Annotated in this window: 9 protein-coding genes; 4 read left to right on the forward strand and 5 right to left on the reverse strand. The window is 63.7% G+C overall.

What is annotated here, in order from left to right; genetic code table 11:
- Positions 1 to 39: 39 nt before the first annotated feature.
- Positions 40 to 912, forward strand: coding sequence for a FadR/GntR family transcriptional regulator (locus HBF24_RS16075; protein WP_240922631.1), 873 nt, complete (start codon positions 40 to 42; stop codon positions 910 to 912).
- Positions 913 to 983: 71 nt separating this feature from the next.
- Here HBF24_RS16075 and HBF24_RS16080 read toward each other — a convergent pair whose 3' ends face one another.
- The 5 genes from HBF24_RS16080 to HBF24_RS16100 all read right to left on the reverse strand — a co-directional run bounded on the left by HBF24_RS16080 (position 984) and on the right by HBF24_RS16100 (position 9,317).
- Entirely contained in the window at positions 984 to 2,549 is a 1,566-nt protein-coding gene (locus tag HBF24_RS16080; protein WP_167175272.1) for an exo-alpha-sialidase, read from the reverse strand.
- Positions 2,550 to 2,600: 51 nt separating this feature from the next.
- Positions 2,601 to 3,689, reverse strand: a complete 1,089-nt coding sequence (locus HBF24_RS16085) for a glycoside hydrolase family 43 protein (RefSeq protein ID WP_167175275.1) — start codon at positions 3,687 to 3,689, stop codon at positions 2,601 to 2,603.
- Positions 3,690 to 3,777: 88 nt separating this feature from the next.
- The gene (locus HBF24_RS16090; RefSeq protein WP_343162784.1) at positions 3,778 to 6,594 is read right to left on the reverse strand and encodes a TonB-dependent receptor; all 2,817 of its coding nucleotides are present in this window, start codon (positions 6,592 to 6,594) and stop codon (positions 3,778 to 3,780) included.
- A gap of 291 nt (positions 6,595 to 6,885) precedes the next feature.
- Positions 6,886 to 8,070: a 1,4-beta-xylanase gene (locus HBF24_RS16095; RefSeq protein WP_167175278.1), complete on the reverse strand. Its 1,185-nt coding sequence runs from the start codon at positions 8,068 to 8,070 to the stop codon at positions 6,886 to 6,888.
- A gap of 104 nt (positions 8,071 to 8,174) precedes the next feature.
- Entirely contained in the window at positions 8,175 to 9,317 is a 1,143-nt protein-coding gene (locus tag HBF24_RS16100) for an aldose epimerase family protein (RefSeq protein WP_167175281.1), read from the reverse strand.
- A gap of 362 nt (positions 9,318 to 9,679) precedes the next feature.
- On the opposite strand from HBF24_RS16100, the gene HBF24_RS16105 reads away from it, so the two are divergent.
- The 3 genes from HBF24_RS16105 to HBF24_RS16115 are packed head-to-tail and all read left to right on the forward strand — an operon-like array spanning position 9,680 to position 11,984.
- Entirely contained in the window at positions 9,680 to 10,384 is a 705-nt protein-coding gene (locus tag HBF24_RS16105; RefSeq protein WP_167175284.1) for a FadR/GntR family transcriptional regulator, read from the forward strand.
- On the forward strand, positions 10,381 to 11,328 hold the full coding sequence (locus HBF24_RS16110) for a 2-dehydro-3-deoxygalactonokinase (RefSeq protein ID WP_167175286.1): 948 nt from the start codon (positions 10,381 to 10,383) through the stop codon (positions 11,326 to 11,328). Before HBF24_RS16105 ends, HBF24_RS16110 begins: the two co-directional genes overlap by 4 nt.
- Before the next feature lie 8 nt (positions 11,329 to 11,336).
- Complete coding sequence (locus HBF24_RS16115; RefSeq protein ID WP_240922632.1) at positions 11,337 to 11,984, forward strand: 2-dehydro-3-deoxy-6-phosphogalactonate aldolase; 648 nt, start codon at positions 11,337 to 11,339, stop codon at positions 11,982 to 11,984.
- Positions 11,985 to 11,987 lie beyond the last annotated feature (3 nt).

The raw sequence follows: 11,987 nt of genomic DNA on the forward strand, positions 1-11,987 counted from the left end.
AACATGATACTTACAGACCAGCTGCCTGAACGTGGCATCATGTTGCCTGCCGACATACCGCTACGTGTGCGCACCATGCGTCAGCATGTCTGCCGATTCAGCAGCGATACCATGCACACCTTCGACTTCGGGGAGTTCCAGATGGCAGCACAGCGCAATGACACCACGGCCAGCAAGGGTTTCGCCGCATCGCGTCGAACCGGCGAGGCCATGGGTCCGATGTCAGCGCGCAATCTGCACGGTCTGGTGGTCCAGGAATTGGGCCAGCGCATCGTCGGCGGCGCCCTGCAACCGGGCGAGATCCTGCCGCGCGAGGCGACCCTGGCCGAACAGATGGACGTATCGCGCACCTCGCTGCGCGAGGCCATGAAAGTACTGTCGGCCAAGGGGCTGGTCGAGGCGCGTCCCAAAATCGGCACGCGCGTGCGCGACCAGCGCTTCTGGAACCAGCTGGACCCTGACGTGCTGGCCTGGCGCTGCCAATCGATGCCCACCGACGATTTCGTGCAGAAGCTGGTGGAGATGCGCGACATCATCGAGCCGGCGGCGGCGGCAGCGGCGGCCCGGCGTCGCGACGAAGCGCATCTGCAGCAGCTTGGCGAAGCGCTGCAGGCCATGGCCGACGCCGACGACCGCGATGCCTGGACCGTGGCCGACGTGGATTTTCACGAGGCCATGCTCAGCGCCACCGGCAACGAGCTGCTGACCTCGCTGTTCGCGGTCATCGAGACCGCCATGAGCAGCTACTTTGCGCTCTCGGCACGCTCGGCCGAGGACTTCAAGTATTCACTGCCGCACCACGAGAAGGTGTTCGAGGCCATCCGCAAGCAGCAGCCGGAAGTGGCCCGTCGCGCCATGCAGCGCATCATTGCCGATTCGCGCGCCAACATGGACAAGGGTCACGCCGGCTGAGATCACCTGGCGGCATGCCGAAAAAAAGCCCCGGTCAGGCCGGGGCTTTTTTGCGTGCGCAGCGCGGGTGGCTACTTCGTGCCGGCCGAACCCAGCTCAAGATAGTCCACATCCAGCACATGCTCGCCGCCGTGCACGTCCAGCCGATTGAAGCCGGCCAGCATGGGCGCCTGCCAGCTGACCTGATAGCGGCCATCCTTGCGCTTGCTCACCTTGCCCGCCGGCTGCGGCGCTCCGTTGACGCTGAGCGTAGGCGTGCCGGGCAGACCCAGATCGGCATAGACCACGCTTACGCGGCGCACACCCGCGGCATCCACATGCACAGGAAAACGCAAACGCGCCCCATCGCCAGCGGCCAGACGCACACGGCGGCCGTTGGAGGCGTGGCTGTCGCCAATCGCCGAGGCCTGACGGCGGGCGGCATCCTCGGCTTCATAGCGTGAAAAATCCAGGCGGCCCACGGCACTTTGCATCACATTGAGCGCCACATTGCCCGGATCGGACGGATCAGCACTGGAGGTGATGTGCAAAAAGCGCCCATCACCACGCAACATCAGGGCCTGGGTCCAGCCGGCATGGATGTTGCCCGTCAGTTTCGCCACCGGTGCCGGCACTTCCCACCACGGCCCGCGACCACCCGCGTTGTTCCAGTAGAGGGCATGGCCATCCTCGTCCCCGCCACCACCGGCACGCTCGGATGATATGACCAGCGTGCCTTCCTTGCCGCCGACCGGGAACCAGCGGATGACCGGGCACGCCGATGGCCATGCACCGGACGCGGTGCGCACGGCGATCCCTGGTCGCGTGGCCGGCCCCCAATGCAGACCGTCGCGACTGAACTTCAGATGCACCTGACCATTGTGCGGATGGTCGATATCTTCGTAGGCCATGACGTAGCGGCCATCGGGCAGGTGCACCACAGTGGCCATACCCGGCCGCTGCACACCACCGGCGACGGCCACATCGATGGTTTCCTTGCCCCAGCTGCGCCCACCATCGCTGGACACCTTGTGCGCCAGCACCTGGTTGAAACCCTGGCGCTTGTGCTGCTCGGACGAGTAGTAGGCCACCAGACGCCCGTCATCGAGCTGCACGATGTACGGCTCCCACACGCCCTGGTTGTCAGCCGATGAGGGATTGCCATGGCCTTCGACGATGGAGCTGCGATAGTGCCAGTGCACGCCACCATCGCGTGAGGTGTAGAGCTGCAGATCCTCGGCGTTGAGCCGGCCACTGGCCGTGTTGCCGGTAGCATTGGCCGCCAGCAGCAGGGTGCCGGCGGGTAATGAATCGGCCTTGTCCCGCAACTGGGTCAGATTCGGCTGCCAGCGCAGCTGCCAGCGCGAATCGTCGGCATGGCGACCATCGACCACATGATCGAGCAGCGTCCAATGCTGGCCGTGAGCACGGGTGTAAATGGGGACACCGACGATACCCGGCTGCTCGAAGGCCAGCATCAGGCTGCCTTTGGCGCGCGCGCCCGAGGCCTGCGTCAGCCGCAGCAACGAGGCATATCCGGTGCCCTTGGCGATGGTCGTCACCGGTGCCGCGCCCAGCGCGGCGGCGCTGGCCGGCAAGCTCAGCGCGCACGCACACAAGGCAGCAAGCAGGCGATGGGAGGGTCGTGGCAAGGTCATGGCAAGCCTGTCTCCTTAGATTGATGGGCCTGACAACACAAGCGGCAGCACTCAGTGCGACGGGGGGGTGTCACCCGACGGCTTGCGCAGCGGCACCCCCGAGTTCACCGGCACGCCCAGCACCGGCGCGCCCTGGGCGTCAAAGTGCATGGGCTGCATGCGGATGTCGCGGCAAGCCCACACGTTCTTGCAGTCCATATGGCGCACCGAGTGATACATCACCCACCACTGCGTGTTGTCCGGCGAGGGCACGAACACCACCGAGCCCGGACCATGGATATCGCCGTGATGATCGAAGATGGGTCCGGACTTGTGCCAAGACGCCGGCTGCAGGGGGTCGGCGCCTGGCGTCAGCGAGAGCAGCCCCACGCTGTAGCCATTGGGCACCCAGCTGGCGCTGGCCGAATAGGTGATGTAAGTGTGGCCATCGCGGCTGTAGCCCACCGGTCCTTCCTGGATCGGCTTGGTATGCGTCTCCCAGGGCTGATTGGGCGTGGAAATGAAAGCGGTCTTGCTGGCGATATGCGTGGGATCGCTCATGCGCGCCAGACACACGCGCTGGGGGAAGCGCGAGTCGGCGTGATTGGTGCACGACCAGGTGATGTACAGCTTGCCATCGGCGCCGTGGAAGACATCCGGGTCGATGGCCCAGTGGTTGCTCGACTCTTTCAGGCGGCCATATGGCGCACCGGTATCGGCGGCCTTGTAAGGCCCCTGTGGTCGGTCGGCACTGACCACATACAGACGGTGATGATCGTTGTCGCCTGCGTCGGCAGCGAAGTAGATGTACCAGCGCCCGTTCACATGGTGCAGCTCCGGCGCCCACACGTCCTTGGCGTTGGGTGCTTTCTTGTGCGACGGACTCCACACGCCGATCCAGGGCGCTGATGCCAGCCCCGACAGCGAGCGCGAACGCTTGATGCACAGCGCCGCCTTGCCGCAATTGGAACCGGAGAAATAGTACATGCCGTCGACCCGTGTCACCCAGGGATCGGCGCCTTTGAACAGCGGATTGGTGAAGGTGTTGCCCGGTGTGCCGGCGGTGGCAGCAGCGGCGGTATGTGACGGCGTCGCGACGGCCGGCCCGCCCATGCCCAGGCCGGCAGCCAGCGCGGCGATCATCAGATGACGCAAGCTCATGCAGCGCTCCATACAAAAGCGCCTGCCCACCGCACCGAGAAACCTATCGATGCGGATGGGCAGGCGTGACAGATCAAACCAAAACCAATCAGAACTTCATGCGAACGCCCAGGCCAACCGAGCGATCCTGATAGCGATAATCCTGCGGCAGGATCGTGCCGGGACCGGCGAACGACTGGAAGTGCGCGTTGTTGAGGTTGGTCGCGTTCAATACCACCGTGAAGTGCTTGCTGATGTCATAGCTCAGCGACAGATCCAGCATGTTGGCCGGCTTGTCATACATCTGCGCGTTGTTGCCGATGACACTGGACGCGGCCAGGAAGAACTCCGGATAGCGGCTGCGATAGTTGTAGGCCAGACGTGCCGAGAAGCCGTACTTCTCGTACATCAGCACCAGGTTGTAGTTGTTCTTGGACACATTCTGGAACGAGGTGGTGATGAAGCCATTACCATCGATCGCAGGCGTTTTCAGCGAGCTGTCGATATAGGTGTAGTTGGCCTGCACACCCAGGCCGCTCCAGGCGCCCGGCAGGAACGTGAAGAACTGCTGGTAGGCCAGTTCGACGCCATCCAGGTGACCGGCACCGGAACTCTTCGGGCCGGAAATCAGGTACTGGGTACCATTGATGGTTTCTTCGGCCGAGTAGTTTTCGATGTAGCCGGTGATGTCGTGATAGAACACGCCACCGGTTAGCGAACCGGCACGGCTGAAGTACCACTCCAGCGTGGCGTCGTAGCTGTTGGACTTGGTCGGCTTCAGGTTCGGATTACCACCGCCGCCGGTAGCGATGGTGTTGGCGGTGGCCGGGCTCAGCGTCAGCGAAGGATTCAGACTGCCGAAGCTGGGGTAACTCACGGTCTTGCCAGCCGACAGGCGCATCTGCAGGTCATCGGTGAAATGCAGATTGAAGGTGGCGTTGGGCAGCCACTGCAGTTCCGAGGTATTCAAACCCGTCGGTGAGTATGTCCCGCTGACGGTGTCATAATTGTAGGCGGCCAAGTTGCGCTTGACGCGCTCGGCACGCAGACCAATGACACCATCGAACGGCAGGCCAAACAGATCGTTGCCGTAGTTGATCTGCGCGTAAGCGGCCAGCTTCTTCTCGGTAATGTCGAAGTACTGCCCCTTCTGCGCCGGCAGCTTGCCGTCGGCCAGACCGTAGAACTCGCGCAGGGCGTTGGCGTTCTTGGTCAGATAGTTGTAGCAACCGCTCAGCGCACCATCGGGCACCGACGAGTCGGTGGGAATGTTGCAGAAGTAGCTGGAGCCGAAAAGGTTATAGACGTTGTTGGCCGGATTCGGCGAACCATCGGCCAACCAGGGGCCACCCGGGGGGCCCTGGTTGAACTGCGCGCCGGAGGCCTTGGTTTCGGTATCGGCATAGCGCAGGCCAAAATCGATGGAGCTGACCAGGTCGCCGCCGAAATAGTAGTTGCCGTCACCGCGCCAGGCGGTCTGTGTGGCGCTGTTGTTGTTCCACTGCTGGTACAGGCCGTTGAGATAATAGTTCTTGGGATCCAGCTGCGGATTGCCGACCAGTCCCCAGGTATTGGGGTAGTGGTAATAGGTGGTCAGCGGCTGGTGATACGCATCCAGGAAGGTGTCGATGACGAAATTGTCCGTCTCGAAACTGGACGAGTTGTAGCTCAGATCGGAGGACAGCTTCAGGTTGCCGCTGTGCCACTTCACACCGATGGCGTTCTGACTGTTGTGGCCCCACTGGTGGCGTGCCTGCGTGCTGGTAGCGGCATAGTAGTTGCCGGTGTACTGGGCACTGGTGATGGGGCAAATGGTCTGGCCGTAATAAGGCGAGCTGGTCAGGCCGATCGGGAAACACTGGTCACTGGTGGTCAGACTGCTCGGCGGCACCTGATTCTGCGGGCCGCTGAAGTAATAAGTCTGGTTGTACTTGTCCGATATCCACGTGTAGAGGCCTTCCAGATAGACCTCGGTGCTGTCGTTGGGACGCCACTGCAGGGCATAGTTGGCTTCGGGGCGCTTGCGCCAGCCGACGTTGTAGTTGGCGCCGTACTGGTTGTTGCCGACGACCAGGTCGCCGTTGTCGTTGCGCACCACGTTACCGCTGCCGTCGCTCAGCACGCTGGTCAGATTGCTGTCGACATAGGCGACGTTGTAGTCGTAGTGCATGGTGGTGATGCCGGCATTGATCAGGGCACCAAACTCACCGTAGTCGGTCTTCCAGCGATCACTCAGCAGCACGCTCGCGGTGGGGTCATTGTGCCCACCATCCTTCTGACGGGTCTCGGTGAACGTCGCGGCAACCTTGCTGCCCTTGAAATCGAACGGGCGGAACGTACGGATGTCCACGGTACCGGCAATGCCACCGGCGATCATGCTGGCCTGGGTGGTCTTGTATACCTTCAGTGCGCTGACTGCGGTGGCCGGCAGATCCTGAAAGGCGAACGCGCGACCACCGGAGCCGAAGATCTGGCGCCCGTTGAGGGTGGTGGCCACGTTCGGCAGACCACGCACGACCACGCCGTTGGTTTCTCCCTGGAAGCCCTGCGACACCTGCACGCCTGTCACGCGCTGCAACGCGTCGGCCACGGTATTGTCCGGCAGCTTGCCGATATCCTCGGCAACGATCGAGTCGACCACCATGCGCGAGTTGCGCTTGATTTCCTGTGCGCTCTCCAGGCTGGCGCGCAGCGGCGAGGTCACCGTGACGCTACCCAGATCAACGGCATTCTTTTCCGAGTCGTCCTGCTTCTTGTTGCGCTGTTTGGTCGACTGCTTGGTGGTGCTGCTGGAACTGGTCTGCGCAGCGGTACCCTGAGCGCCCTGGTCTGCCGGCTTGGCCAGGGTGACCTGCGGCAGCAGGGCAGCGGCGATGGCGCTGGCGATCAGCGTCATCGTGAAAGATGAGCGATTGGTGCGGATCACGGTGGACCTCCCCTTCATGTTTTCGGCAAAGGCACCCGACACGCGGGCGCATGCTTTGTGGTTATGAGTGCTAGCCACGAACATTCCTGCATGGAACAGAACATATTCGTCATACCATAAGATAATCGACCGTATGCAAAAAAGCGAGCACCGAAGGTCATGCCTGCCCAGCGCATCGCGCCTGCTCGCAAAGTTGGTGCCGGGAGGACCGCCAACCGGCCCCCGGACCCATGAAAAAGGGGCGACGCAAGCGCCGCCCCTTAACCGTGGCCCGGCACGGCGACGCGCGGCCTACTTGTCCATATCCGCTGCCTTGGTCGGCAGCATCAGTGCACTCGGTGGCACCACGCCACGGGGGGCGTCGGACAGCGTCTTGATGATCTGCACCTCGCGCTGGCGGTACGGCGTGCCGTCGGTGTGCAGCAGGTCATGGAACCAGATGGTCGGCTGCAAGGTGGTGTACGGACGCTGCCAGGAATTCCACGGATAGCGCGTCTGCTCCTTGCCGTCGACAAAGCCCCAATTGACCATGCCGATGTTGAGCTTCTTGGCCAGCGGCAGGGTATTGTCGATGGTCGAACCGGCACTGCGCGCCATGTACTCGGTGCAGATGATCGGACGGCCATAGCCTTCCAGCGAGCGCACGCGCTTTAGAAACACTTCCGGCCAGTCGTAGCTGTGGAAGCTGATGATGTCCGATTGCGTGAGCTGGGTTTTTTCCACCGCATTGAGATGACCCATGTCCGACCACGGGTCGTCATGCCATACGGCGCTGGTCAGCGGCTGGTCCGGGTCCTGGCTGCGGGCCCAGGCAAACACCTGGGGCAGCAGGTTGGCGACCAGCGCAGTCTTGTTCTTGGGCTCCTTGGCGTCGTAGTTGCCGCCACCCGGGTTGTCCGGCTCGTTCCATACATCCCAGGCCAGCACCCGCTTGTCGTGCGCGAAGCTGCCGACGATGTCCTTCACGTAGGCCTCCAGGCGCGAATACTGGCTCTTGTCCTCCAGCGCCTTGGTGCCCGGCGCCTGCACCCAGCCGGAGTTGTGCACACCGGGGATGGGCGGGTGCTGCGGACCCAGCTTCGGGTCCGGATCCCAGCACGAATCAAACAGCACGAAAATCGGCTTGATGTGATGCTTGGCGGCAATGCTCAGGAAGGTGTTGATACGCTTTTTGAAGCCTTTCGGGTCCTGCTCCCAGAGCAGGTCGTGCAGGAACACGCGCATGGTGTCCATGCCCATGGACTGGGCCCAGCCAAGCTCCTGGTCGATGCGCTTGGGATCAAATGTGCTGGCCTGCCACATCGCCAGCTCATTGATGGCGTTGGACGGCACGTAATTGGCGCCGACAATCCACTTCTGCTTGGCGTACCAAGTATGCGCCTGCGCGGCCGACCAGCGATGCGTTTCGGCATGCGCGGACAGGCCGTGCAGCCCCATGGCGGCGGCCAGCAGCGCGCCGATAACGGTCTTTTTCATGGAGACTCCCCGTAGAACGTGGGCCGAACATCAATGGGTCCGCGCGCCGGTCGAGCCCGGCCCGGCGCGCGGAAATAGTCATGGCGCAGGCCGAAGCCGTGCGCTCAGTGCGCCGCCTTGGTGGTGGAGAACTGATAGACGATGTGGTTGCTGTAGGTTTGCCCCGGCTTGAGCACGGCCGAGCCAAACTGCGGCTGGTTCGGCGTATCGGGGAAGATCTGCGGCTCCATCACGAAGGCATCGCCCTGGCGATAGATGTGCCCGGACTTGCCCACCGTGGTGCCGTTGAGGAAGTTGCCCGAATAGAACTGCAGGCCCGGCTTGGCCGAATACAGGCTCAGCACGCGGCCGCTGTGCGGATCGGTAACACGTGCCACCAGGCGCGGTTTGGCCGCCTGCTTGTGGCTGAGCACGAAGTTGATGTCGTAGCCGCGCCCCATCAGCAGTTGCTTGGAATGACCATCGCGGATGTCCTTGCCAATGGCCTTGGCATGACGGAAATCGAACGGCGTACCGGCCACCGCGGTGATCTTGCCGGTCGGGATCTGCGTCGCGTTGACCGGCGTGATCGCATTGGCCGGAATCATCAGCGTGTCGTGCATGATCGTGCCCGAGCCCTCGCCACCCAGATTCCAGTAGGTGTGGTTGGAGATGTTGACGATGGTCGTCTTGTCCGTGGTGGCGCGGTAGTCGATGGTCAGGCGATTGTGCTCATCCAGCGCGTAGGTGGCGGTCGTGGTGAGCGTGCCCGGATATCCCTGGTCGCCGTCGGGACTGACGTACTGCATGGTGACCGAGGCAGTGGGACCGTGCGTGACCTTGGTGATTTTCCACACCTGCATGTCAAAGCCCTTCTTGCCGCCGTGCAGCGAATTGGGGCCATCATTGATGGTCAGCTGGTAATGCTTGCCATCGAGGGTGAACTGCCCCTTGTCGATGCGGTTGGCAAAGCGACCCACCGTGGCGCCGAAGTACTGGCGCTGATCCAGATAGCCGGCCATCGAGTTGTAGCCCAGCACCACATCGGCCTCGTGGCCCTTGGCATCGGGCGTGACCAGCGACTGCACGCGCGCGCCATAAGTAATGACACGCACGCTCACGCCATGGCTGTTCTTGAGCGTGACCGCCTCCACCTTGTGACCATCGGCCATGCCAAAGTCCGAGCGCGTGGCGGTGGTGGCGCAGGCCAGCGCAGGCACGGCCAGCGCCGTGGCGCCCAGCAGGTTCATCCAAGCGACCCGGTTCATCGGCGTACTCCTTCAATCTCGAGGGTTTTGGGAAAGATTTCGCGTGCAAGCGAAGTGAAACATATAATATGATTATATAAAAGTCGCTATACGTGCCATAGCCTGATCGGCATGAGTTGAAAAAACACCGATGTAGCACGCGGTTGCGCCTTGCCTATTACGTGACACCGAACCCAGTTGGCAGCTGTTCGATGGTCTGGCTGACGCTTTGCATCATTTCTGATATAAGCACATTGTATGACAAATACCCTCGCCAACCCGCCGAGTGAACGCTACCTCAAGCAGGTGGCCGGCGACGGCATGCGTAGGTTTGTAGCCTGCTCAAGGGGCCGGCGTCACGCTGCAACGCGAGAGGTATCGCGATGAGCCGCATCCTGGCGCGCAACCTGCACGGCCACGTGGTGCGGGTCATCGGACAGCAGATCGTCAATGGCGAACTGACGCCCGGCACCGTGTTGCCGCGTGAGGATCTGCTGGCCGAACAGATGGGCGTATCGCGCACTGCCCTGCGCGAAGGCCTGCGCGTGCTGGCCGCCAAAGGCCTGGTCGAGGCGCGGCCCAAGGTCGGTACGCGCATCCGCGAAGAAGTGTGCTGGCAACAGCTGGATGCCGACGTGCTGGCCTGGCGCTGCGCGCACATGCCCGAGGCCGACTTCGTCGGCAAATTGGTCGAGCTTCGCGAAATCATCGAGCCGGCGGCGGCGGCCACCGCGGCGCGCCGGTGCGACGGCCCCCATTTCGAACGCCTCGAACAGGCCTTTCATGCCATGGAAGCGGCGGCCGACATGGATGCCTGGGCTAGCGCCGACCTGGCCTTTCACAAGGCCGTGCTCGACGCCACCCAGAACGACCTGATGAGTTCGCTGTTCGCCGTAGTCGACACCGCCCTGGGTATGTACTTTGAAATGTCGGCGCGCAGCGCCAAGCAGTTCAACTATTCGCTGCCGCATCACCGCAAGGTGTTCGAGGCCATCCGCAAACGCCAGCCGGAAGCGGCGCGGCGCGCCATGCAGCGCATGATCGTTGATTCACGAGAGAACATGGAAACCGGCAAACGCCCCTCATGACCGAGCACCACGAACCAGCTACCGCCCTTGTCGGCCTGGACTGGGGCACCTCCAGCCTGCGCGCCTATCGACTGGCCGCCGATGGTGCGGTGCTGGAAAGCCGTGCGCGTCGCTGGGGCATTCGCCAGCTGCCCGAAGGCGGGTTTGCTGCAGCGCTGGAGGATGTCACCGCCGGCTGGCCGCCGGCGCCGTTGCTGGCCGCCGGCATGGTCGGCGCGCGCGGCGGTTGGCAGGAAGTGGCCTATGTGGGCCTGCCTGCAGACGCCGATGCCGTGGCGCGTCAGCTGTGCGCGGTGAGCGATCCTGCCGCACGTGGACTGAAGATTGTCCCCGGCCTGCGCTTTGCCGATACGCCGGACGTGATGCGCGGCGAGGAAACCCAGGTGTTCGGCGCCCTGGATGCGCATCCCGAACTGCACGCCGATGCGCGCTTGGTGCTGCCCGGCACACACAGTAAATGGGTCGGCGTACGCGACGGCAAGGTCACCGATTTCGCCACGCTGATGACCGGCGAGCTGTTCGCCCTTCTGCGCCAGCATTCGATTCTTGGCGCCGGCACCGACAGCGCCGATGCGGTCGATGCCGGCACCGCCAGCGCCGCGTTCGATCACGGCGTGACGACGGCGCGCGACAGCGGCGCGGCCGGCATGCTCAGCCGCCTGTTTTCGGCGCGCTCGCTGACCCTGGACGGCAGCCTCGCCGTGGCCGCCGTGCCCGATTACCTCTCCGGCCTGTTGATCGGTGAAGAGTGGCGCATCGCCCGTGATGGCGGCTGGCTGCGCGATGACACCTCGCTGTGCCTGATTGGCGAACCCACCCTGTGCCAGCGCTACACGCGCGCGGCGGAGCGATTCGACCTGCCAGCACCCCGCCTGATTGAACACGCCTCCCCGCGCGGCCTGTACGGCATCGCCCGCCGCGCGGGCCTGATTGACGAAGGATGACCCGCGCCATGCCCATTGAAACCAACCACCCCATGCACGACTGGCTGCACGCGCTGCCGCTGGTGGCGATTCTGCGCGGCCTGGAGCCGACGCAAGCGGTCGAGGTGGGTCGCGCCATCGCCGAGGCCGGCTTCCGGGTGCTGGAAGTGCCGATGAATTCGCCGCAGCCACTGGAAAGCATTCGCGCATTGCAGGACGCCCTGGGCAACACCTGCCTGATCGGCGCCGGCACCGTGCTCAACACGCAGGCCGTCGATGATGTGGCCAACGCCGGTGGCCGGCTGATCGTGATGCCGCACGCCGACACCGAGGTGATCCACGCGGCCAAGGCACGCGGCCTGTACTGCGTGCCGGGTGTGGCCACGCCCACCGAGGCCTTTGCCGCGTTGGCTGCCGGCGCCGACGCGCTCAAGGCCTTCCCCGCCGAGCAGATCAGCCCGGCCATCCTGCGCGCCTGGCGCGCAGTGCTGCCCAAGACCACGCCGATCCTGCCCGTCGGCGGCATCAGCCCGACCAATATGGACGTCTATGTGGCCGCCGGCGCCGCCGGCTTCGGCATCGGCTCGGCGCTGTTCAAGCCCGGCCGACCCACTCCTGACATTGCCCAGGCGGCGCGCGACTTCGCCGCCGGCTGGCACGCTCTGAACCACGGATAAGTT

Origin of the sequence: Oleiagrimonas sp. C23AA (assembly GCF_011759385.1) — a bacterium.
In the GTDB taxonomy this organism is placed as follows: Bacteria; Pseudomonadota; Gammaproteobacteria; order Xanthomonadales; family Rhodanobacteraceae; genus Oleiagrimonas.